Source organism: Rhodococcus sp. IEGM 1372, from assembly GCF_030056835.1.
Taxonomy (GTDB): Bacteria; Actinomycetota; Actinomycetes; order Mycobacteriales; family Mycobacteriaceae; genus Rhodococcoides.
Window position 1 is genome coordinate 61,981 of the sequence record NZ_JASHKS010000016.1, and the last position, 24,176, is coordinate 86,156.

At 64.9% G+C, this 24,176-nt stretch carries 13 protein-coding genes; 3 read left to right on the forward strand and 10 right to left on the reverse strand.

Translation table 11 applies throughout. From position 1 onward, the window contains the following. Positions 1 to 2 precede the first annotated feature (2 nt). Positions 3 to 821 (reverse strand): hypothetical protein, encoded by an 819-nt coding sequence (locus tag QM590_RS14995; protein ID WP_269595520.1) that lies wholly within the window; start codon positions 819 to 821, stop codon positions 3 to 5. Then, positions 818 to 1,198, reverse strand: coding sequence for a hypothetical protein (locus tag QM590_RS15000; protein WP_269595521.1), 381 nt, complete (start codon positions 1,196 to 1,198; stop codon positions 818 to 820). The genes QM590_RS14995 and QM590_RS15000 overlap by 4 nt, the downstream gene beginning before the upstream one ends. A 205-nt stretch (positions 1,199 to 1,403) precedes the next feature. On the opposite strand from QM590_RS15000, the gene mobF reads away from it, so the two are divergent. Continuing rightward, positions 1,404 to 7,610, forward strand: a complete 6,207-nt coding sequence (gene mobF, locus QM590_RS15005) for a MobF family relaxase (protein WP_269595522.1) — start codon at positions 1,404 to 1,406, stop codon at positions 7,608 to 7,610. Positions 7,611 to 7,895: 285 nt separating this feature from the next. On the opposite strand, the gene QM590_RS15010 is transcribed toward mobF, so the two are convergent. After that, a complete protein-coding gene (locus tag QM590_RS15010; RefSeq protein WP_269595523.1) occupies positions 7,896 to 8,549 on the reverse strand; it encodes a DUF6338 family protein in 654 nt (217 codons plus the stop codon). Positions 8,550 to 8,642: 93 nt separating this feature from the next. Between QM590_RS15010 and QM590_RS15015 the strand changes: the two genes are divergently transcribed. Both QM590_RS15015 and QM590_RS15020 read left to right on the forward strand, forming a co-directional pair. Continuing rightward, positions 8,643 to 9,290, forward strand: coding sequence for a hypothetical protein (locus QM590_RS15015; protein ID WP_269595524.1), 648 nt, complete (start codon positions 8,643 to 8,645; stop codon positions 9,288 to 9,290). 414 nt (positions 9,291 to 9,704) lie between these two features. Further along, complete coding sequence (locus tag QM590_RS15020; RefSeq protein WP_269595525.1) at positions 9,705 to 10,235, forward strand: hypothetical protein; 531 nt, start codon at positions 9,705 to 9,707, stop codon at positions 10,233 to 10,235. A gap of 664 nt (positions 10,236 to 10,899) precedes the next feature. Here QM590_RS15020 and QM590_RS15025 read toward each other — a convergent pair. The 7 genes from QM590_RS15025 to QM590_RS15055 form a co-directional block, all read right to left on the reverse strand. Next, entirely contained in the window at positions 10,900 to 17,175 is a 6,276-nt protein-coding gene (locus tag QM590_RS15025) for a helicase-like domain-containing protein (RefSeq protein ID WP_269595533.1), read from the reverse strand. Continuing rightward, positions 17,094 to 17,708 carry a hypothetical protein gene (locus QM590_RS15030; protein ID WP_269595526.1) on the reverse strand — a complete coding sequence of 205 codons (615 nt, stop codon included), beginning with the start codon at positions 17,706 to 17,708 and terminating at the stop codon, positions 17,094 to 17,096. Before QM590_RS15030 ends, QM590_RS15025 begins: the two co-directional genes overlap by 82 nt. Before the next feature lie 285 nt (positions 17,709 to 17,993). Beyond that, on the reverse strand, positions 17,994 to 18,470 hold the full coding sequence (locus tag QM590_RS15035; protein ID WP_269595527.1) for a DUF4913 domain-containing protein: 477 nt from the start codon (positions 18,468 to 18,470) through the stop codon (positions 17,994 to 17,996). Then, entirely contained in the window at positions 18,467 to 20,365 is a 1,899-nt protein-coding gene (locus tag QM590_RS15040) for a type IV secretory system conjugative DNA transfer family protein (protein WP_269595528.1), read from the reverse strand. The genes QM590_RS15035 and QM590_RS15040 overlap by 4 nt, the downstream gene beginning before the upstream one ends. Then, positions 20,359 to 21,021, reverse strand: coding sequence for a TraI DNA relaxase (locus QM590_RS15045; RefSeq protein WP_269595529.1), 663 nt, complete (start codon positions 21,019 to 21,021; stop codon positions 20,359 to 20,361). Before QM590_RS15045 ends, QM590_RS15040 begins: the two co-directional genes overlap by 7 nt. A gap of 288 nt (positions 21,022 to 21,309) precedes the next feature. Beyond that, entirely contained in the window at positions 21,310 to 21,786 is a 477-nt protein-coding gene (locus QM590_RS15050) for a hypothetical protein (RefSeq protein WP_269595530.1), read from the reverse strand. Between the two features lie 523 nt (positions 21,787 to 22,309). Then, on the reverse strand, positions 22,310 to 24,176 hold a 1,867-nt coding region (locus QM590_RS15055), incomplete at its 5' end, for a DNA topoisomerase (RefSeq protein WP_269595531.1).

The window sequence follows — 24,176 nt, forward strand, 5'->3', positions numbered from 1 at the left end:
GGTCAGCGTCCCGATACGTGGTGACCGTCGGCGAGGTGTCGACGTCGCGCGTTCCGCAGCACAACGAACGCAACGGAGGACGCGTCGGCGAAGGTCGATGTCGTATTCGAGCCTCCGGCCGCGAGTTGGATCGTCGGGGCGTGGAAGTCACGAAAACGCGCGTCGGGAACGGATGGTTGCGCGGGTTTCTCGTGTCCACCGAATCGGATGGCAGCTCGCTCCATGAACCCTCGGGTGTCGCGGAAGGAGATCGCGGGCAGCCACATTCTGGACCACTGGACCGCCGACGCGTAGGCGAGGTCGGCGTTGATCATCACCGTTCCCAGGTGTGCCGATTGCATCGGAGTGAGTGCGGACGGAGTGACGCCGAGTTGGTGTCCGAGTGCGGTGCCGAACAAGTCGGTTGCGGTCGCGATGCCGATCTTGTCCGACACGCGGATGCGTGCGTTGTCGGTGTAGACCGCGTACGTCCCGTGACTGTCGAAATCGGGTTCGAGCCACACCAGCGCCGCGCTGCGTTGCACGACCGACGCGGGTTCGGCGATCGCAGTGCCGGTCGCGGCGGCGACAGGTGATGCGAGGTGCGGGTGCAGCAGTGCGACCCAGTCGGCGGCGGATTGGCGCTGCGGGCCGAGGGTGAACTCCGCGTCGAGGCGTGCCGCGGAGTGCACGCGTACCCGGCCGGTGTCGTCGACATGGATATGCGGAACGGTGCCGTCGCTGTTCCAGGCGAGCACGTTCGGATCTGTGTCCGGTGTGTGGGGAGCGGGGTAGCCCGCGTCGGTAAGTGCCGCCACCAGTTCGCCGGTGTGGACGCTCATCTGTGTTCTCCGTTCGTGTCGTCGGCCGGTGCCGCGACGGTGTCCGGCGACGAGCCGGTGCCGGTGTCGGCGGTGTCGGAGTCATCCGAGGGATCGGTGTCGGCGGTGTCGCTGAGCAGTGCCAGGAGTTTGCGTGCTTCCCCGGTCGTGATCTGCGTGAGCGTCGCGGCGGCGGCGAGTGTTCCTTCGCGGGAACGGATGTCGTCGAGCGCCCGGGCCATTGCGAGTTTCGCGGCGTCGATCTGCTCGGCGGCGGTGAAGAACGCCGTCAACGACGCCATGTTCGCCGCGTCCCGGCGCTGACGATCCGCGAGCACCTTCTGTTGCGCCGCACGCGCCCGAGCACGCGCAGTCATCCGAGCCTGTGTCGACGCCATGCGGCCAACCATAGCCCCAGACCCCGTCAATTTCACAGATCCTGACACAACCTCCTGCGACATCACCGATCCATCACCGCCGAAACCCGAGTTCACCGACCCAATCCCACCCGTCACCATTTACCGATCCAAAGCCAGAACCAACCCACACACCTCATGCACTATGGAGCTGCGCGCGTTTTCGCTGGTACAGTCCGCGTTTGTGATGGGTCTGCATAAGCTGACCGCTGGTGACGGGTACGAGTACCTGACCCGGCAGGTTGCGGCTGCCGATTCCACCGAGCGTGGGGCCTCCTCGCTGGCCGATTACTACTCCGAAAAAGGCGAGTCACCCGGCCGTTGGGCCGGGGCCGGCCTCGCTGGTCTGGGGTCGGTCGCGGCAGGCCAGCAGGTGTCCGAAGCGCAGATGAAGGCCCTGTTCGGTGAAGGACTGCACCCGAACGCGGACCTGATGTTCGAGCTGGCACTCGCCCAAGGCGCGTCCCAGGCCGACGCCGCCCGGTCGGCGAAACTGGGCCGGGCGTTCAAGATCGACTCCGGCGCGACCGCGTATCGGGTGGCGTGCGCGGAGGCGTTCGTGGCGCACAATCTCGCACGCGGGCAGAAGTGGAACGCGGCGATCGACGACGCCGACCGCGCGCGGATCCGCACCGATGTCGGATCGAAAATGTTCGCAAAGGAGTACGGACGCGCTCCGGCCGACGAACGGGAACTGTCCGGGTGGGTGGCCAAGGTCGGCCGGCAGAAAACCAGCGCTGTGGCCGGTTTCGACTTGACGTTCACACCAGTGAAATCGGTGTCGGCATTGTGGGCCGTCGCCCCGCGTGAAGTCTCGGAACAGATCGAAGCTGCACACGAGTCCGCGATCGCCGCCGCGGTGACGTACCTCGAGAAGCACGCGTGCTTCACCCGCGTCGGGACCGGGGGAGTGGCGCAGGTCGACGGCAACGGTTTGATCGCCGCACAGTTCACCCACCGTGATTCACGCGCGGGGGATCCGAACCTGCACACCCACGTCGCGATCAGCAACAAGGTCGCCGCCACGATGCCCGACGGCACCACCAAGTGGCTCGCACTCGACGGGGCCGCGTTGTACCGCAACAACGTTCCCGCCTCCGAGGTCTACAACACCGTCCTCGAAGCGCAGTTGCGTGAACGCATCGGCGTCCGGTTCACCGAGCGAGCGTCGGCCGATCGCAGCAAACGTCCGGTCCGCGAAATCGACGGCATGGACGAACGACTGGCGGAGCGGTGGTCCTCGCGCAGCGCCGCGATCAAACTCCGCACCGCCGAACTCGCGCGCACCTTCCAGGCCGATCACGGACGTGAACCGACCGCCATCGAAGCGATCTCCCTCGCCCAGCAAGCGACGTTGGAAACCCGCGCCGCCAAACACGAACCGGTCTCGCACGCCGACCAACGCAGCGGCTGGCGAGCCGAAGCGATCGAGATCCTCGGCTCACAGAAGGCGCTGTCGGAACTGGTCTCCTCGATCACCGCGCACACCGCCGCCGAAGCGACGACGGACTTCGATCACGCCTGGGTGCGCGAGACCGCAGAACGCTCACTCGACATCGTCTCGCGGAAACGATCACGGTTCCTGCGGCACAACATTCGCGCCGAAGTCGTGCGGCAAGTACGCACCTTCGACCCACCGGCCGAGCGCATCGACGCACTCGTCGAGAAGGTCACCGACCTCGCGTGCGGAGACGAGTTGTCGATCGACCTCTCCGGTGCCGCCGACACCGACCCCGCTACCGATATCGCCCCGGATGTGATGCGCCGACGCGACGGTGCCGATGTGCACACCCGCCACGAATCGCAGTTGCTCACCACCGCAGCAGTACTCGACGCCGAAGCGCGCATCGTCGCCCTCGCCGGGCGCACCGACGGTATTGCGATCGACGACAAGCACGTCGAGATTGCGTTGCTCGAATCCGCAGCGAACGGTCTCGACCTCAACGCCGGCCAGCGGTCGCTGGTGCGCGCGATGGCGACCTCGGGAGCGAAAGTGCAACTCGCACTCGCGCCCGCAGGCACCGGCAAGACCGCGTCGATGAAAGCACTGACGACCGCGTGGCAGAACGCCGCCGGCCGCGTGGTCGGGTTCGCGCCGACCGCTGCCGCCGCCGCAGTCCTGCGTCAAGATATCTTGACGACTACCGACACGTTGGCGAAGTTCGTCGACATCACCCAACGCTTGCGCGAGGGCCGGTCGGTGAAAGTTCCGCAGTGGTACACCGACATCGGCGAGGACACTCTCGTCATCGTCGACGAAGCGGGCATGACCGGCACCCTCGATCTCGACGAAGCAATCACTGCACTCGTCGAGCGCGGTGCAACGGTGCGGTTGATCGGTGACGACCAACAGCTTGCCTCCGTCGCCTCCGGCGGTGTGCTCCGCGATATCCACGACCGCATCGGTGCGTTGTCGCTCTCGCAGGTCGTCCGGTTCCGAGACCCGGCCGAAGGTGCCGCGTCGCTGGCGTTGCGTGACGGCGACGAAGCCGCGATCGGGTTCTACATCGACCACGGACGGGTTCACGTCGGATCGATTGCGACGGTCACCGACGACGCCTACACCGCGTGGGCGGCCGATCATGCGGCCGGCAAGGACGCGCTCATGCTCGCCCCGACCCGCGAGCTCGTCGCCGAACTCAACACCCGCGCCCGCACCGACCGCCTCGCCGCCACCGACACGCGAGTCGGCCGGGAAGCCGTCCTCGCCGACGGGCTCATGGCCAGCGCCGGGGACACCGTCCGCACCCGCTCGAACGACCGCCGCAACCCGCTCTCGCAGACCGACTGGGTCCGCAACGGTGACCGCTGGATCGTCGAGAAAGTCGGCCGTGACGGCTCGCTACAGGTCCGGCATATCGAACTCGGACGCAGCGTCACCCTCGACGCCGACTACGTCCAGAGCGCCACCGAACTCGGCTACGCCGGAACCGTGCACTCGGCGCAAGGCTCGACCGCCGATACCTGCCACGTCGTGGCCACCGGCGACGAAACCCGACAGCTCGCCTACGTCGGACTCACCCGCGGCAAGCAAGCCAACCACCTGTACTTGGCGACCGCGTCGGACGGCGACCTGCACACCGCGATGACCGAACGCGGAATGCTTCCCCCGACCGCGGTCGACGACCTCCGCGAGATTCTGCGGCGCGACGGCGCACAGGTTTCGGCGCACTCGACCCTCGCAGAAGCCGGCGACCCGCACCTCAATCTCTCGCCGGCTGCGCGGGCCTACGACTACTCGGTGGCCACCGGCTCCGAAGTGCACCTCGGGCCGGAGGTGATGGCCGCTATCGACGTCGCCGCCGAAGAAGAAGCACCGGGTCTGACCGACGAGCCCGCATGGCCGACCCTGCGCGGACACTTGGCGATCCTCGGTGCACACGGCCGCGATCCCGTCGAAGCGCTGCGCAGTGCTGTCCGCTCGCGCGAACTCGACACCGCCCTCGACAGGGCCGCGGTGCTCGACTGGCGTCTGGACCCCAGCGGCAAGCATTCCTCCGCCACTGGGCCGCTGCCGTGGCTACCTGCCATCCCGGCAGCAGTGCACGCTCTACCCGAGTGGGGTGCCTACCTCGACGCCCGCGAGGAACTGGTGGCGACGCACTGCGCACGCATCGCCGCCGACGTTGCCACGTGGACACCGACGACTGCACCGGTGTGGGCGCGCCCGATGCTCGCCGACGAACCCGACCTCGAACTGCTCACCGATCTCGCGGTGTTCCGCGCCGCACACGACGTCGACCCGGCCGATCGCCGTCCGACCGGACCCGAGCAGCTCGCCGCCGCATCGGTGAAAGCGCAACGCAGCCTCGACCGCCGCGCCGCCGAGATGATCGACACCGGAAACGATGCCGTCGCCCGGTGGCGTCCGTTCGTCGACGAACTCGACACCCACATCGCCCGCGACCCGTACTTCCCGATCCTCGCCGACCGACTCTCCGCCGCGGCACGCGCCGGAATCGAAGTCCACACCCTCGTCCGCGACTCCCTAGCCACCTCGCCGCTGCCGGACGAGCTGCCCGCTGCCGCCCTGTGGTGGCGACTGTCCGGTGAACTCTCCGTCGCTGCGCTCGACGCGGACACCGACGGCGCGGTCCTCGAACCATCGTGGGCACCGGTACTGACCGAACTGCTCGGCTACACCGCCGCCGTGCGTGTGATGTCGGATCCGGCGTGGCCGTCGCTCGTGGCGACCGTCGACGACGCCGACCCGACACTGTGGACTCCCGGACAGTTGCTGGGGACTGCGTACGAGTTCCTGCACGGCGGTATCGACCCGGTCGATCACGGTGTCACTCTGCCCGCCCATGAACTCGCCACCGCGCTGACGTGGCGGGCCGAGATGCTGGTGCGCGAGAACCACCTCGCCCGCACCTACACCCCACCCACCGCCGAACCACTCTCGATCGAGGACGAAGAAGCCGTCCCCGTCGTCGACGAGGCGGTCTCCGACACCGTCGGCGGTGAGCTGCCCGACGAGTTCGTCATCCCGGCAGCACTACCGACCCAGGCTGCTGCGACCGACACCGTCGTCGACGGCTCGACCCCCGCGATCCCGGTCGATGCTGATGCGGACTACCTGGCCTCCCTCGACGCGCTCGATGCCCCTGTCGACTACGACCAAGCGCCACCACCGGAGTACGACAGCGACTACGACCAGCCCCCACTGGGGTACGACGGCGAGTACACCGGACTCGACCACGAGGCCGACGCACTGCCACTCGACATCGACGCCGCCGACACGGTCGAGGCCGGCACAGCCGACGCCGAGGCCGATGTGTGGGATGCGTTGCGCTCGCAGATCGAGACGATCGAGCTGCCGTACCCGACGGTCACCACCGACGAACGAGTACGACTGCTCACCGCAGATCTCGACGACGCGAAAACCAGGTACCGGGAGCTGCGTGGTCGAATTTCCGACGGCACCAGCCCCGCACAGTTCCATGCCCGCACGATGCTCGCCGAGCTGCAGGAGCGAGCCGACCGGCAACGCCCCGCCCGCATCGCCATGCTCGACACCCGCCAGGAGTGGACCGACCGCGAGTTCGAGGCCGAAGCGCTCTGGCATCACATCGACACCGTCATCCGGCCCGCCGTTGCCGCCGACGTCGCGGCCGCCGGAGACGACGACGATGCACGCGCCCTCGCTCAGCGCGGTCTCGACTGGGAGATCTGGCGCGCCGGATTCGTCGACGACACCGCGACCGCCGCCCGCACCCGCGCACACGACGCCGCCGCCGAGTACGAGCGCGTCACCGTAGCCGATGGGGGAGAAGTCACCGCCGTCGACGTCACCACCGCACGCCTGGCTGCCGAGAGCATCGACCTCGCCGCTCTCGCCGAGCTCAAGGCCGACGTCGACCGCACCGAAGCGATGCTGTGGCGGGCCGAACAAGCAGCACAGCGTGCAGCGATGACCGATACCCCGACCCCAACGCGGGTTCCGTTGGAGTCGACCGTCGAGGTCGTCGACGCACCAGCAGCCGACACAGTCGAACAGCTCGACCAACAGACGCCGACCCCGACCGAGCTGGCAGCAGAGGACACGATCAAGACCGCGCCCGAGCCGCAGCGGGTGCTCTCACCGGCCGATGCCGCTCTGCTCGCGAAGATGGAACGAGACCCGATCCGGCTCGTCCCGGACGCCGAGCTGACGGCGTTCGTCGACCGAGCCGGACGCGACCGCACCGAACCCTCCGTGGTTGCGGATACCGAGAAGCTGTACGCCCGACTCGACGAGCAAGCCGCTGCGATCGCAGCAGCCCGCGAGATCGAGACCGAACTACGTCGCGTCACCGCACAGTACGAGGCCGCACGCACTGAACACGCGACGCTCTCCGAGCAGCTGGCGACTGCGAAGAGACGTGAGCGCAGGAGCATCGAACCGGCCGTCGACGACGCACGACTGCGGGAAGAACGCCTCGCCCGCCAGGTCCAAGACACCCAGCGTGCCGCCCGCGACGCAGCTGGTCGTGTTCAGGCGGCGACGGATGAGTGGCCCGCGATCGTTCAACGCGCGACCGATCCGGATCGGCGCTCCGCCGACCACACAGCCGCGATCGTGTTCGATACCGCTATCACCGAACAGGCTCGCCGCCGCCGACAGAAGCTCACGGCACCCGAGCGTGTAGCGATCGAGCAGCGACTACGCCGCGAAACCGACGTCGCGGCTGCGCCACTCCGTGCCGCTCGGTCCGTCGCGGGAATCACCGATCAGCAACGCGACACCGAGGTCTTGCGAGAGGCAGAGCGTGAGGATGCTGCACGTTCACGTTCCCTCGCCGGTGCCTCGATACGCTCGCAGACGCGGGGCACAACTGCCGCAGCCCCATCTAGAGTCCAGACCCCGGATATTGACCGCGACCATGGCTCTGACCTCGATCACGGGCTGTAACCTGCCACGCTGCTAGCTCGTTGCAGGGTAGGGGTGAGTGTTAGGAAATCGACTGTCAGTGGGCGTTTGGTCGCTGCTGAGCTGGTGGTGTCGTCGAAGAGGAGCCGCTGTCTTGCCGGCGGGGTTTAGTTAGTGCTGGTGAGCGCAAGCCCTTAGGACTCTTGAGTTCGGATGAGTTTTTGCCGGGTGAGTATCCGCCGTAGCGCTCCTCGCGGGCGACTGGCGACGATTTCTGGCGGTCCTGCTGTCCGCGGGCTGGGTTCGTCATGTCGTAACCTCCGGTGCTCATCTATCGTCGAACTCAGCGTACGCCACTTGATCCCAGCTGATCAGGAGCGCAAGAGAGCGGGCGACAGGCTTGTCGTTCTCATCGAGCCTCATAGATCCGTCGTCGTTGAGCTCGAAGGTCTCTCGTAGATAGAGGTCTTGTGGGTGCGGAAACGCGGAGGCGTAACTGTCCGGACGTGTCGTGGTCGGATCGTTTGCCCATTCACCCACGACCAGAGTTTCGTCTTTTAGGGTCAAACGCAGGTATCCACCCAGCTTCGGTGTGCGGAACAAGGCGTCCCAAGCCGTGGGGTGCGGTCGAGGACCTGTGAGGTAGCGCGAACCGTTCCATTGCTCGCGGGCGGCTGAGCCTGCCCAGAAACCTAGCAACAAGGGGACCACTACATAGGCGAGGACTATGAGCCAAATTGCCGGTGGCAGCGGCTCACCTGTCTGCAGATGCCCGCTAACGACATAAATCCGGTAGCCCTGATAGAGCAGAGGAGCCGATAGAACCCCGAACACTGCGGAAGTGCACAGGAACACGATCATCCGCTCACTGGAGTCACCGGCAACAGTGCGGGTGTACTCGCGTTCGTACTCAAATGTGAACAACGCTCCGGGCAACACCGAAGTGAGCAGGACGACCAGAGCCTGAAACGTCACGAGCATGGAGCTCAGTGTGCCGGGTACAGCTATCGAACGGGTCGTTGGGCAGGCATCAAATCGGTCGCTAAGACCTGAGCCTCTCGCTACTCTCCGACGATGGGTACGAACCTGTTCGACAGTTTTCCGGCCAGCCAGCGCAGTCATCTGATCGTGCGTAAGGGGCGAGCTGGGCTGTACGACTACTCGTTGGGCTTCCGCGAAGCCGCTGATCGGCTCGCCAGCACCTTCACTGGTCAGCCCTTCGACGACACCATCTTCATGCCGTGGCTGTACATGCACCGTCACGCGACGGAGTTGGTGCTGAAGGACGCGATCATCGTGGCGACCCGTCTGCGTCGCCGCAGCGGTGACACCGATCCGTCACTGGGCATCGAAGAAACCCAGGGCCGACTCAAGCGCAAGCTCGGCCACAAGCTCGTCCCGTTGGTAGACGAACTGGACACGCACTTGCGTGCCCTTGAGCTAGAGACCACGCCCCAGAGTGCCCGCAGACTGCTTGCACGCCTTGCTCAGCTCGATCCCTCGGGCGAGGCTTTCCGCTACAGCGGCTTTTTTCCCAAAGATGACGACCGTGTGGACTTCCCCTCCTTTCACACAGCCCTGCGCGAGATGGTTGACACATTGTCGGGGGCCCTTGACGTTCTCGACGTGTATGCCGACTACCAAAGCGACTTGCTCGACTCATGCCCCGATGGCAACGAGCTGAGCGAGGGCGTCGACGTCGCCGACTACACAGATCTGTGAGCCGTAACCGCGGGGACTAAGTCACTATCCATTTCCTGGCTTGGCGGCCGTTCCAGTCCGCGCAGCCGCAGTCTCTGGTCACCGTGATTCGTCTGACATCCGTGCCGACAACATAGACCTGGGAAGTCGAACTCGAATGGCAGGTTGCGGCAGGCGATGTGGGCGAGACGGCTCTCATAGACGTTCAGATGCGCGCTCAGGGCTGGATGGCGGTGGTGGACCGAGAACCCGAGGACTCATTCAAACGACTGACCTGGTCGTTGTCAGGACGCCACGACAGGGTCGATGTGCTACCAATACCGCATGACTGGGCTTCGTTCGTTTTCGTCAATACTCGTATTCGCTGCCGTTCCCCTGGTTCTTCTGTCGGCATGTTCCACTAGTTCAGATCCCGGTAGTTCGAGCGAAGCCCAAGTGCCCAACAGTGAGGCGCAGAACGATAGCGACACCGTTGAGGCTGCGGAGTCGTGCATTGATATAGGCAAGCCTAATCCAACGTCGGACGAAGTCGCCAATGCTTACTTTAAATCAATCAACGAGAAGTTATTGGCGAGCGGTGCGCCGACTGAAACGAGTATGCCCGACTCGCTCGCAGCCGGTCTTGACGAATTCTTATTGAGCGTACCGGAGGACGGTTTCTCGAAGTTTGCCAGCGCAGTGTGCAATAAGCCTCTAAATCCGCTTGACGGATTGCCAGGCCCCCCCGAGCAGAATGTACGCGGCGCACTGACGCTTGGCACTGCAGGTATTTGCACCGGGCTTGAGAATAAGACCTGGGAGACGGTCGATGATCTGAAAGAGTCGCAGCCACCCATGTTTGCAGGCAGTGACCCAGAAACGATTCCTGAAGGTGACCTCACCGGAACCACTTATGGGCAGTACGTAGAGAACAACTCGAATTATCTGCAAGCAGCTATCGACTACGTATGCCCACAGCATAAGTGAGTCAACGGCCGATTCGAGAAAAATATGCCGCAGGTTCGACTGTTGATATGGGGCCAGGCTAGCTACTTCTTTAGATGAGCGGACACCGTGTTGACTAGGACATCTCGCAGCTTGTAATCAAACGCTTCGCGATACTCGGAATGATGCAAAATTGCCTCGAACTGTGTGTCTGCTCCGAATCCACCCGATGGACGTAAGAGCTCCGACTCAGTCATGGGTTTCGGAGACTTGAAACGGCTAGTAATCCCCGCGTCGGACTGTGCTCGCAGGTCGTAGACCTGATGGTCCATACCCACTGTGAAGTATTTAGGCCCTTGGTCTCCTCCCTTCTGCGTCAAGTGCAGTAACCAGCCCTGGACGCCGATCTTCGTAATGGAGCCGTACTTGTATCTGTGCTGACCGGGGGGGCACGCCGAGTTTCGTCATCGCGCGGATGAACTCTTCTATGTCTGCGCGCGTGCGGCTCATAGCGTTTGCTCTCGACAATTCGTGCGAACCGTTACGGTTCTCTCCATCGCGCTTCAGATTCTGCGCCTCGTCCATGAGTCCCATGCCACGCATCATCCCACCACGCGCCACAAAGTGCCTCTACCGTTATCCAGCGGCCAAAGCTGGGGCTGATGACTCGCCGGACCGCTGGTAGGCCCGGCGAGCCAGACACCTGTTATTCCAATTGGGGCCCTGTGTCGCGAGTGGGACCGTTTGGATCCGGAGGCGGGCGTCGCCGATCGGGGGCCGGTCGATCGGTGCCGGGTGCCCGGTGTTCGGGTGGTGCGGACAGTCCGCGCCGGGGGCGGTCCAGGTCGACCGCATCGACGCTCGACGATGATGAACTGCGGTGCAACGCTTCGACTTCGGCCTGGCGCATCATCGCGCGGACGTTGTCGGCGCTCCCCATTCCGAGTTCTTCTACGTACGCCGGGGTGGGGTTGAGCATCAGCGACCACCCCGGCTGCCGTCCCTTCGCTGCGGCACGTTCGGCACGTTCAGCGTCCCGGGCGACGGCTTCGGGACTCGTTTCTGCCTCTTTTATCTCCCGCCGTAGCCGAGCGACTTCGTTCGAAAGATCCTTCAGCTGCACCGATTTCGGGAAGTCGGACAGCTCGACCAGTTCGAGGTCATCGAGGCGTTGCTCGTCTCGATCGAGTGAGCGTTCGGCTTTCGCCAGGTCCGTGTCGACGGTGTACGCCATGTTCTCCACCCGCGTGAGCAGACCGAAGGCATGTTGGCTGCGCTCACCGTCCCCGATCCTCGGATACAGGTCATGCGCTTCGATTGTTTTGGTGGACGACCCGAGCCCGGAGAACGACAGATACAGCGCACTGGCCTGGGCGGGGCGAGAGGCCTCGATCGGGAATCCGCTCATCTCCGCGATCACCATCGACTTGGTCAACCCTTCGCCCTTGAGGGCCTGGTAGGTGCCCTGCAACGCTATGGCCATCGCATTCGCGGCATCGCTGCGTTTGTCGTAGAACACCCCACGAATGGTCATACCGGGCCACTGCTCGACCTCGCGCCGGCCTTTGAGGATCGGTGCTGCTTCGGTCAATTGGGCGACCCGCTGGCGTCCCCGCGGTACTTCACGGCGCAACCGGTCGCGGTCACGTTCGATGGAGCGTTGCTCGGCGAAATGCGAATCCGCCTCGGACTGGAGCTCCTGGAGCTGGGAGTCCAGCTCGATCTGTTGGATGTACCGATCATCACCGGTGGCAAGGGCTTTGGTCATGGCCGAGTTCTCGGCGAGCGAATCGCTGTCGAGATCGACCACCCGCCGCATCGACCGGTCCGCTTTCTTGAGCTGTTCGATGAAGTGCGCCTTGCGGTGCACGGTCTGCCACATGACGGTGTCGAAGGTCTTCTCGGCGACGTAGTTGAACACCTTGACATGGGCGTTCTGGTTACCCTGCCGGATGATTCGGCCCTCGCGCTGTTCGAGGTCGGCCGGTCGCCACGGCACATCGACGTGGTGCAGCGCGATCGCGCGATCCTGAATGTTGGTGCCAGTGCCCATCTTCTCCGTGGACCCGAACACCACCGATACCCGTCCGGTGCGGCACATCTCGAACAGGCGGGCCTTCTCCGACGGCTTCGGGTAGTCGTGAACGTAGGCGATCTGCGTGGGCTCCATTCCGCCGGCGAGCAACTCCTCGCGGATCCCGTCGTAGATCGACCACGACCCGTCAGCTTTCGGTGTGGATCGGTCGCAGAACACGATCTGCAACGCACCCGGTGTCGGGTGCGGGTCACCGGAAGCATCGAGGTAGACGTTCTCGCTCGATTCGTTGTGCACCTGCAGGATTCGTTGCGCGACGATGTGCGCACGCGAATGCTCCGGCGGTGCCGGGTCCATGTGCGCGACCCTCGGGTCGAGGGTCGCGTTGCGACCGTCGTTGGCGACCTTGAGGGCGTTGTCGAGATCAGGACGTTTGACGTCGGCGTGATCGGCCCGGTAGCCCAGATCGGCGATGAAGTCCTGCACCTCGAGGGCTGGAGTGAACGTGACGTCGGTGTTGCGGCCACCGTCCTTGACCGGCAGGTTCGCCGGCACCTGATCGCGGGTGACGGCGTCGGTATAGACGCTGGTCATACCGATGAGATCGCCGACGTTGGTGAATTCACCGACCCGGGTGATCGCCCGCAGTCTCGATCCGGACGAGTTCAGCTCGACCCGCTCGACGGTGTCGGTGAACGTCGCTCCCCAGTCATTGATCGAGGCAACCCCGGCGTCCTCGAGGAGATCCGGACGCAGGTAGTGCTGCATCACCCACAACTCGGCGAGAGAGTTCGCGACCGGGGTGCCGGTGGCGAACGTGGCGACACGTTCGACGTACTCCTCCGGCGGGATGCCTTTGGTGATCGCTTCCTCGCGGCGCATCGACCGCAGATAATTCAGCTTGAGGTCCATGTCGGTGGCGCGGTGCGAGCCTTCGTTGGCGAGCTCGGTGACCCCGGACGCGCGGGCGAGGTTCTTGAACTCGTGGGCTTCGTCGACGAACAGGTAGTCGCAGCCCGACGCCTCGAACGTCAGACCGCGATCCTTTCCGGCCTGTTCGAGAGCGGTCTCGAGTTTTTCCTCGAGCTTGGCCTTCATCGCTTCGAGTCGTTTCTTGGTCTGGCGGCCCTCAACATCGCCCAGATCCGCGTCGATGGCCTGGACCTGGCCGCGGATGTACTCGGCTTTCGTGCCGGGATCGACCCCGATGGAGGAGAACGCCGACCGCGGCACGATGACCATGTCCCAGTCCTGCGAGGCCGACTGTGCGACGAGCAATCGGCGCCCTTCGGCGTCGGTGGCCGCCGATCCGGAGAGGATCCGCGCGCCGGGATACCACTGCCCGGCTTCGCGGACGACCTGGTCGATGATGTGGTTGGGTACCACGACCCACGGCTTGTCCGCCAACCCGAGGCGCTTGAGCTCCATCGCGCCCATCAAGATGGTGCCGGTCTTGCCGGCCCCGACGACGTGATCGAGCAGCACCGTCGGCTCGGAGACGATCCGGGCCGCGGCGTCGCGTTGGTACGGGTACGGCGAGTACTTCTCACCCAGTCCGGGGAAGGCCATGTGCGCACCCGAATGCACAGGTGCGACAAGGGAGTTGAACTTGTCGTTGTAGATGTCGAGGAGCTGTTCGCGGCGGACCTCGTCGGAGTGCAACGCCCACTGCCCGAACTCTTGCGAGAGCCGCCGCGCCTTCGACTGGGCGGCGCGGGTCGCGGCATCGTGAATGCCCGGTGCCCCGGCACTCTCGCGGAACTCCTTGGAGGTGGCGATCTCGATCGGGTCGCTGTTGAGCAGGTCGGTGAGTAGTTCCTGCCACTCGTAGTCACCGGATCGCATTCCGGCGTTGCCGATACCGCGGTCCTCGGCGGGCCGGTGCTCGAAGTTGTACTTCGTCGACCACGATCCACGTTTGGGCACCAGGCCCCACTTGAGGTGCTGCTCGCCCACGCCCGGGTAGGCCTCCACCGACACCGCCCAGCGCCCCGATGCCCGCTCGATGGTGACCGGAACGTCGGCCGGCACCTCGAAGGTCTCGCGGACGAACTGGGTGTAGGTCTCGATCGGCACCCACGGCGCACCGAGAGCGACATCGACATCGGTCTTGCGCGGCGGGATGACCGCGGTCAGTGCGTCGACGTTGGCTTGGTAGCGGGGATCGAGTGCGGCGATCTCTTCGGCGTCGGCGAGTTTGGTGCGGACATTGCCCGACAGATACGTCGACGACGACACCCACCGGGTCGGATCGGTCAACGTGCGGAAAGCGCGTCCTTCCATCTGGGTCTCGGCCTGCTCGACGGTGGTGCCGAGCAGTTCGGCGATCCGCCCGACGTCGAGGCGGGCTTGCTCGTCGAGGCTGATGGCCATCGCCTCGTCGACCGTCTCGGCGTGGCTGCGCAGCTCACGCGAATGCAGGACGTCGGTGTGGAAGATCGCCGCCTTGCGGGCGGTCATGGTCTCCTCGTCGAAGTGCTCGAGGGAAAGCACCGCAGCGAACGTCGGATCGGTGCGCAGGGCCTTGCCGAGATGGCTCTGCAGCTTGGTGGGCTGGCGGGGGTTGATCCACGCATCGTCGGAGAGGCGGTCGTAGACGTCTTCGGGAACCTCCCCGGCATACGGATCTCCGGCAACACCTTCGTCCTTGCGCCAGGTGTCGATCAGCTTCGCCAGAGCGGCGTCGTGCTGCGATTCGGTGAGGTCCTTCGGAATCGACATCTTGAACCGGTTGATCGGGCCGTAGCGGGCAACGTAGACGTCGTACTGCTCGCCCAGGATCTCCCGCAAGGCTTGCCGCTGACTGGGGTCGGTGGGGCCGCGTTGCGCGTCGATGAGGGCGTGGGTGGTGTCGCGGAGCGCGAGCAGCTCGCCCCATTCGGCAACCTGCTTGGCTCCGCGAGTGTTCACCGGCTCCCAATCGCGGGAGTTCCAGCGTTCGATGGTCTCCATCTGCGCGTCGTGCCGCAGCGTTCCCACCGCGAGCTCGTCCTGCGCCGGGCCGTTCCCGATCGCCAGCAGTCCGCGCTCGAAGTCCTCCCGGGTGGGCCCGAGGGTGTCGCGCCACGATGCGGTGAGCCCGAGACCGTCGGTCTTCGCGACATCGACGATCGCGGTGAGTCGATCCTCGACCAGGGCCGCAAGGTCGACGTCGCCGTCGCGGGCCTCGACGGACAGCGTCTCGTTGCCGTACATCCCGTGCCCGACCCGCAGCTCACCGAGCACCCATTCCGGGTGATCGGTGTAGACGGCATTGATCGGCACACCTTTGTCCTCGCCGGCATCGCCCCGGGCGGTGGCGTTCTCGAGCTGCAAGAACCGCTCGGTCAGCGGCGCAGGCTTGGCCCCGTCGGCGCGGCGACGCAACACGAGAATGTCGGTGACGACCTCCGTCCCCGCAACGCGCCGGAATGCGTTGGACGGCAGGCGGACTGCGCCGACGAGGTCGCCGAGGGCGGCGATGTCGCGGCGCGCCCGCTGGTTCTGGGCGTCGAGGGTGTAGCGGGAGGTCAGGACGGTGACGTACCCGCCGGGTGCGGTCATCGCCAACGATTTGACGATGAAGTGGTTGTGGATCGAGTGCTTGGCCTGGTTGTGGACCGGGTCGTAGAGCCGGTAGTCCCCGAACGGGACGTTGCCGATCGCCGCGGTGAACGAGCTCGCCGGCGCGGTGGTCTTCTCGAATCCTTCGGCGCGGATCTGCGCCGACGGATTCAACGCCGCGGCGATCGCGGCCGTGGTGGCGTCGAGCTCCACCCCGACCATCTGCGCGGAGCTGGGGGCGTGAGCGATGAATGTTCCCGACCCGCAACCCGGTTCGAGAACCCGGCCACCGGAGAACCCGGCCCGCATCGTTGCCTTCCACATCGCCGCGGCAATCGCCGGGTCGGTGTAGTGAGCGTTGAGAATGGTCCGCTGCGCCTGCGCCCACGCGGAGTCGTCGAGCAATGAGCGGATCTGCTCGCGCTCGCCCGCCCAATCGTCGCGGCGCGGGTCGAACACCTGCGGCGTTGCACCCCAACTCGACCACCGGGCCAACACTGCCTGCTCGTCGGCGGTGGCGTACCGATCGTGCGCGGTCACAGCCGCCAGCACCCGCAGCGCTTCGATGTTCGCTGCCACACGGGCTTTCGCTCCGGACGGCACCAGGATTTCGGTGCCGGGCCGGAAGTCGACAGGCTCGACATTCCACAGTCGCTCGGCGACCGTCTGTGTGTCGACCACCATCCCTTCGGTGGTGTCCGGGACTGCGATTTCCGGGGAGGCGGGGACAGTATCGGATACCGGCGCAGTCGTTTCCGGCGCCGGTTGGGCTGTGGGGGAGTCGGTCTCGACGCTGAGTGGGGGAGTGCTCTGCGCCGGGAGGAGTTGGTCGACGCGGCGGCCGTCGACGGCGATCAGGTGCCGACTCTGGTTGCCGTAGCTCACCGCCGCGGCGTGATCGTCGGGCCCGAGGGTCTTCTGATTCTCTTCCGGAATCAGCGACACATCGCCCGCGCGCCGCAGCTCCATCAGTGCGTCGGTGACCTGGTCGGCGGTCAGCGTCCCGTCGAGGCTGGCGCGGATCCGCGCCAGCCGCACATACGCCTCGTCCTCACGCGCGAGCCGGCCGTAGGCATCACGCACCAGCTCCGTCGCCGACGGCGTCGGTGCCGAAACGGCGGCGGCGACGTCCGGGGCGACCTCCGGTGCGGGCTGGAGCTCGCGCGCCTGCCGGGATGTGGCGTCGGCGGCGAGGATCTCGGGATCGACCGGTGCCGGTAGCGGTGTGCCGCCGATCTCGGTGCCGGCCGGGTCGATCGGTGCGGCACCGTCGGCGTCGAAGGAGAACAGATCCAGTTGGGCGTCGGATTCGCTGCGTCGGGTTACTTTCCGCTTGCCGCGTGCTCGGCCACTCTCTCGTCGAGCTGGCTGGTGAACGATGGATACAGCGGGTGGTTCTGCGATGTCGGGTAGGGCTCGTTGTCCTCGATCCTCGCCGCTATCAGATGCGCTGCGTAGTAGAGGAACTGCACCGGTCGGCCCTTCCACAGTTGGTCCGTCAGCCGGTCGGCTTCCTTGTCCGGGTCCGCGCAGTTGAGCGGGTTGCGCCACCGCTCCGGATCGCTCTTGTGGACTTGAATCCGCGCCTGGTCCCGTTCCGCTTCGGCTGCCGGGCTCTCCTGGTCCGGCGGGTATGCCTCCATCTCCGGCGGGAGCTGGCCGTAGATCTCCTCGTTGATCACGAAGTCCGTCGCCTGCGCCCACGCCTGGTTGATCATCCCGACCTTCTCCATGTACGGGGGTGGCTGGCCGTTGTCGCGCATGTAGCGTTGCAGCACTTGCTGTTCCATGACGATCTTCATGTTGTCGATCCGCTCCGCGATCCGCTCGCTCTCGGTCTCGAGGAACGCCTGCTGATCGGTCGGGCTCAGCTCCTGCGGCAGCCCCTGGTGCTCCAAGTAGAGCTTCATTATCTCCTGCGTTATCGGGTCGATCATGGGTGTCACTGTCCTCTGTCTCGGCGAACAAATCGAGTTGGAAATCGTCGGAATCTTTAGCCACGGTGTGCGCTCCTGAAGTCGGGCGAGACGTCTGTGCGACCCGCACTGCCCGGGACCGGGCAGGGATCGTTAACGTCGTCGTCGGCCGGAGGCGCAATCCCCGGCCACATCGGACCTGGTGGGTCTAGCCGGACCCACCAGGTCCCTTCGGTTGATCGAATCGGTAGTTGTGTCAGGCTCCACCCGAATCGTCAACATATCTTGACGATTCGGGTGGAGTATTCAGTCGAGCCCGTCGAACCAGCCCGCTGGGGGCAGGATCAACGTTCGCCGTAGCGGCGGGGTCGTGACGTGCTTGTCTCTGCTGCACAGATACATCGGGCCACCGTCCGGATCGAGCAGTACGCGCAGCATCGGGTCGGCGTCGTGGATCCACCAGGCACTCGGAGCCCCGAGATTCTCGCTCGCCTCCGCGCCCTCCCACGCCAGCCACAGATCACGCAGGCGTCGCACCACTTCGTCGTGTCTCCACCACTCGGGACAGAACACCCGCCCACTCTTACCGGCGGTGCCGCTGAGCTTGCGGGTGATCAGAGTCGCGAACCAGGTGTCGAACCAGTCGAACATCGACTCGTACTGCCGCTCCGGTGCCGACGGCTCCTCGTCCGGGCCGCCCTCCGCCGGATCGCCATCCGCCGGGTCGAAGTCGTCGAATGCGGTCACAGGCTCCGCCGGGTCGAAGTCGTCGAATGCGGTCACAGGAACGGCTCCTCGTCGATCTCGGTGACCTCGTCGAGGTCGATTGCATCCTCGTCGAGGAGAATCTGTGCCTTCTCGGGGATTCCGTATCGCTCGGCAGAGGCGGTGATGGCGTCGGCGTTCGGGCCGTCGGACCAGTACAGCTTCTTCATCAGCACCGGCCTGTTGCCCGAAATCTGCACCAAGGCTCGGGTTTTCGGGATCGCGGCAAGGTCGTCGACGGTCATGATCGGTTCCTTCGACCAGGACTGCGACTTCGAGGTCGAGCCGCTGTCGAACATGCCGCCGGCACGTGAGGCCGACCAGCGTTCGACGTCGTGATCACCGACGAGCGCGGACAGGTCCGACAGGGTGGTCTTGTCCTTGATTCCGCCGCCGTACCAGAGGAAGTTCGCGGCATCCTGGAGTTGCTTGACTCCGTCCTGGCCCCACACCTTCTGAGCCTGGGAGAGGTTCTGCACGATCGTCATCAGGCAGATCCCCTGCGAGCCGAGGTGGGAGTACCACGCCGGGAGCTCGGGGAGGCGGCAGACGTTCGCGGCCTCGTCGAGGATGCACAGCATCGGTACCGGCATCCGGCCGCGCGGGCTACGGCGAGCGGTGCGCTGAGCGGCGTCGATGATCGAGCCGATCAACGCCGTGGTCAGCGCCGACGACGAGTCAGGCCCTTCCTTCGACAAGGCGTACAGCGTGTCGGTACTGGTCACGAACTTCTCGATCACGAACTCGCGCATCGAATGCGGGTAGCGCACGCCCCTACCGATGTCGGTGTCGAGGACCGCGCCGAGCGAGACGTCCACCCGCTCGGGTGGGAGCACGCTCATCACGTAGGTCTGCTCCTCGAGCAACCCGATGAACCGGCGAGCCATGTCGTACAGGCCGTCTCGCTGGCGCGGGTTGAGACCGCGCACCGATTGCAGCCGCATCGCGACAATCTGGTGGTTGTGTTCCTCGAGGACCTTCTGGGGGAGTTCGTTCTCCTCGTCGGAGAGCCAACCGTAAACGTGCAGCAGATCGCCGCCCGCACACGATGCCGCCAGCATCATCTGCGCGAGCAGTTCCTGTGCACCACCGTCGAAGTAGGAGGACTCCGCCTTCGCCGAACTGTCCTTCGATGCGGCCGCGAAGTAGGAGGCGAGCTTGCGGGCCGCGACGATGCTGGTGATTCCGCGCAGCGGATTCCACCAGAACCCGTCCCCGCCGGTGCGGGGGCCTTCGGCGATCCCTTGCAGGTCGTAGCGCCACACCGCGCCGAGTTGTTCGCGGACTCCGCGAGTGAGGTCGTGGCCATCACGCTTGTTCGAGGTGAACAACGCCGCGCCCGGCGCGGTGCACAGGGCGTCGATCGCCATCGCGGCCGTTTTACCCATGCGAGGTCCGGCCAGGGCGAACATCATGTCCTCCCAGGACATGTACACCTTCTGGTTGCCTTGGACCGTGCGGCCGACGATGACTCCGATGTCGGCGTCGTCGAGGGTGTCCCGGTCGGCCAGATCCGAGCGCAGCGACTTTGCGCGATCACGGGCCTGCTTGCCCGTCACCCCGGTCAGCTTCGATGTCGAGCCCATCAGACGGGCCTTGGCGTCGACGTCGTTCTTGCCGCCGCGTGACACCCGAGCGGCCGCAGCGACGCCGGCGAGACCGGAGCCGATGATTACCGCCATCACGAAGATCACTGTCGATACCGTCGGCCATGTCAGCTTCCCGCCGGCCACGGAGAACAGTGCCTGAAACGGATTGCCGGGGATCGACTCACCGGTGTCGGTGAACGCGTGCCCGAGCCAGAGCGATCCGTATCCGAGGGCGATCAGCACGATCACGAGCGATATCGCGATCAACGGGAACATCGACGACTGTGTGCCGGCACCCTTGGCGGTCGGCCTTTTGGTCACCATGCGTCCACACCACCCTCGACGGCCGCGTCGACGCCGCGGTCGATTTCGATGACCTGCGCGACCCGGTCGGTGATGTCGACGACCGAACCCGACGACTGTTCCTGGTGCGGTGTCTCTCGCAGAAGGTCGACCAGTCTCAGGGGTTCGACGTCGGCAGAGGTGGAGGACACGTCGAGGGTGTGTTCGGCAATGTCGTCGAAGTCGAGGCCATCGAGCTCGGCGGGCAACTCCAGAGCATCCATCGACAGACCCGGGTGGAGCACTGCGTCGTCGATACCGTTGTCGACCAACCGTTCCCGCCATGCATCCTCGTGCACAGCCGTGCGATTGACGGTGGCGTCCGCCCATTCCTGCTGGGTGGGGTCGGTGAAGGTTTGTGCGGTGATCAGCTCGTGCGCGACACCGGACGCGGCGAGGTACGCCGCTGCCCGCACCAACGACACGTCGGTGTCGAGCATCCCGAATGCGCGACTGTCACTGCGCGGCTCGTACGAGTGGGAGCGCGCGCGGATTTCCTCGCGGCGCACGTGCGCCCGGTCGGGGAGGCTGCGGCGGCGTGCGGCAGCCAGGGTGGCGCGGCGACCGCGTTCGTAGGCGGCGGCAGCGATCTGTGAGCGGCGCTGCAGCTCTGCGGTCGAGACGGAGCGTGTGGTCATCGACGTCCACCGCCATCGATGGTGAACGAGATGTGGTCAGTGCTAAGGAAGAGCGAGTGAGGAATCGACATGGAGGGCCTTCACTGGGAGCGTCGGCCAGCCCACAGCACGAGGACACCGACACCCGAACAATGGTGTGGCGCAGCGCTGTTGCTGGATGGACGCTCGACCGTGACCCTCATCGACGGTCGAACATCAGACAGCCTAGCTCATCATGACTCAGGTATCCACGCTGTCTGACGGTCGCCACGTCAATACGTCCATACGCTCAATGGTTCAAAAGCGTTGCTACAGCGAGCTTGGAGGCGGTCTCTCGACATCGAGAGACTGGAACCAGTTTATCCAAAGATTGCAGCTATCTATCTGGCCGTAATTTTCTGGGATACGTTCTAGTGCTTCCAAGGTCTTGCGGTACCCCGCGTACTTCTTGCGCAGGTCAAAAGCGCTTATGGCTTCATCTGCGGTCATCGGCAGTCGCAGTGCCATCCACTGGCGATATGGTGCGGTGTTTTCAGATTCGGAAGTAGAGGTCGGGAGGCGAAGTAACGCGCCCGGAAAGTGTTTGACTTCTACTCGTCTCTTGTCGCGAAGCAGAGTCGCCGCGCGTCGGAAGCTGACTCCAACTGCAGGCGGATCGTCGGATTGCATCAGTCGCAGGTTCTTGCCTACCAGCTTGTAGGTGCCAGTGATGTTCAGTGGGGCGGTGACTCCCGTGACAAAGAAGTGCCATAGGTCAGGTAGATCTGGGCAGCGTGTCGCAGCCAAGGCATTAAGAATCGCTGTCTGTCGACTTCCTGGACCTCTGCTCATGGGCCTCCGGTTCGAGACGTGGATCGGCCTAAGTGTTGCATGAAGTGGGATCATTTTGTCGTAAGTGTTGCAGGAAGGCGGGACAAACCACACTCATCCGGGCAAACTGAAGGCGCGGAAGCACAAAAGTAGACCCCTCTCCGGCTGCAACCGGAGAGAGGTCTTGTACTTCAGCACTCCCCGAGAAAAGGAGATGTCATGAGTGTATCCCCTCGTGAGCCTGCTGAGAATGATGATCCTGGCTCCGAACCACCCAGTAGTAGGACGAAGCTCCTCGTGGCTTTGGGTCTAGCAGGTCCGGCTACATGGGCCTGGGGCGTCGACGTCGGTGCCACGGTTTTTGCAGCAGTGATCTCGCTGTGGGACTCCGAGCAGTAGCAAGTTCGACGTGAGATCGGTTTGCTCGCGACTCCACCGGGCAAACCGATCTCGCATGCTCGCGGTGGGCGGCACCCTGCCGCTGCCCTGCGGCACCCGTCTACCGACGCACGGCGCGTTTCTTGCTCCCCGAGGGCGTCTTCCGGTCCTCGAATTTCAGCTTGAATCCGAAGATCTTGCTGCCCTGGTACGTACTCTCGGCCAGCGCGCCTCGGGCCCGGTACGTCTTGCCTGTCTTGCTTTTGGCGTCGAACTCGATGGTCTCCCCGGCTAGTAGCTTCTCGAGTTCCTGCTCGGTGAAGTCCTTACCGGGCCAGTGGTCGTTGGCACCCCATCCGCGGCCTTTGAACGTGACCGGTTTGCCTTTCCACACTCCGCTGACCAGGCCTGTGCGAGGTGCACGCTCCTCGAACCGAGGGTTGAAGCTCACGTGTGGATACTGCTTGCCGTCTTTGTCCATCACGCCGGGTTCGAGTTTTCCGGTGCAGGTGAACGTCTTTCCCGACTTCGCGCTCGTCGCGACAATCTCGATGACCTGACCGGCCAGCAGTTTCGCTACTTCGGTGTCGGTGAACCGGTGGCCACCGAATACCCGCTTCGCCCGGGTCACGACCGCGCCTGCATGGGTGAAGTGCAGCTCCGGCGGCAGATCGATCATCTCCACCGCCGCCCGAGTCACCCCGGCCTTGCCCATTCGTGCCTTGAGTTCGCCGGGCAGCTTGCTCGAATTTGCCTTCATCGTCTGCAGGTCGTGACGAACGAGATCGGCAACGAGGGACAGATAGTCGGCTGCCTCGCCGGTTCCGGCCTCGATCTGCGCCATCTGCTCGAAGACCTGCTCGGTGATCGTCAGGTCACCGATGTGTGTGCCCGGCAGGATTCGATGGTTGAGTTCGCCGATCGCGCTGAGGGTGATCTTGCCGCGCTGCTCGACCATCAGGGCCTTGCCGCCCGAGTTGTTCGTGACCTCGGCGTACGTGCTCGTTCGGGTCGCGCCGGTACCCACGTTCCGCTTCTCGAGCTGTTTCATCAGCCATCCCATCGTCGGGTGCGGGGGCCGAGTGGGGAAGCCTTCGTGGACGAAGGGGTCGGCGACGGTGCCGAGCGCGGTGACTCCTTCCGGCTGGTCGTTACTTTGCTGGTCCTCCTCCTCGGTGTTGAACACGCCTTTCCATCCGGCGAGTACGGGCACGTTCAGGGAGCCGACGAAGCTCGGGTACTTCTCGACGTGGCCGCGATGCTGGTCGTACTCGTAATCGGGCGCGAGCATGGTGAGGTAGTTCTTGGCGAGGAGCTCGTAGATCTCTTTGCCCAATGCGCCGTACGTCTTCTCCACTGCGTCCAGGGACGTCGGGACGTTGGGGCCCGGGCGGTTGGCACCGTGCGCGCCGCCGGATTTGACGTGGCTCGTGCGCGGGCCGCGGTGGCTCAGCGCCGCAGGGTCCACTCCGACGACGCCGGCGATCGTGTCGACCCGTGGGAGCAGTTCATTGAATTGCTCGATCGAGATGAACTTGTCCTCGGTGCGCGGGTAGGACACCACCTGCGCCTCGTACATCTTTTGATAGGTGTCGAGGACGTTCTTGGCTCCGAAGCCCTTCTTCGCCAGCAGAGACGACAGGGCTGCGAGGTCCATCAACCGCGGCGGGCCTGTCTTCTTACGGCTCGTCTCGTCGTGGATGACCGCGGAGGAAACGAGGCCGCCGGGGACATCGACCTGTGTGTCGAATCGATCGACGTCGGGGTCGGTGTATGTCACACCGTTCTCGTCACGAAAACGGTTCTCGTAGAACGCCTTCTTGACGTAATTCCTGTGTGCGTCGAGCCCGTCGCCGACGATCACAACCATCGCAGATTTGAGTCGGCCGTTGCGGAGCACGGTGGTCGCGCCCACGGTCTTGGTCGCGACTCGGGTGAACTGCATCGAGAGCATGTCCCACTTCGACCGGAAGTCGGCCTTGCGGTAG

Coding starts and splice junctions, on each gene's coding strand:
- QM590_RS14995 (WP_269595520.1), bottom strand. CDS start 821: ATGAGCGTCCACACCGGCGAACTGGTGGCGGCACTTACCGACGCGGGC.
- QM590_RS15000 (WP_269595521.1), bottom strand. CDS start 1,198: ATGGCGTCGACACAGGCTCGGATGACTGCGCGTGCTCGGGCGCGTGCG.
- mobF (WP_269595522.1), top strand. CDS start 1,404: ATGGGTCTGCATAAGCTGACCGCTGGTGACGGGTACGAGTACCTGACC.
- QM590_RS15010 (WP_269595523.1), bottom strand. CDS start 8,549: ATGCTCGTGACGTTTCAGGCTCTGGTCGTCCTGCTCACTTCGGTGTTG.
- QM590_RS15015 (WP_269595524.1), top strand. CDS start 8,643: ATGGGTACGAACCTGTTCGACAGTTTTCCGGCCAGCCAGCGCAGTCAT.
- QM590_RS15030 (WP_269595526.1), bottom strand. CDS start 17,708: ATGATCGACCCGATAACGCAGGAGATAATGAAGCTCTACTTGGAGCAC.
- QM590_RS15040 (WP_269595528.1), bottom strand. CDS start 20,365: ATGGTGACCAAAAGGCCGACCGCCAAGGGTGCCGGCACACAGTCGTCG.
- QM590_RS15045 (WP_269595529.1), bottom strand. CDS start 21,021: ATGACCACACGCTCCGTCTCGACCGCAGAGCTGCAGCGCCGCTCACAG.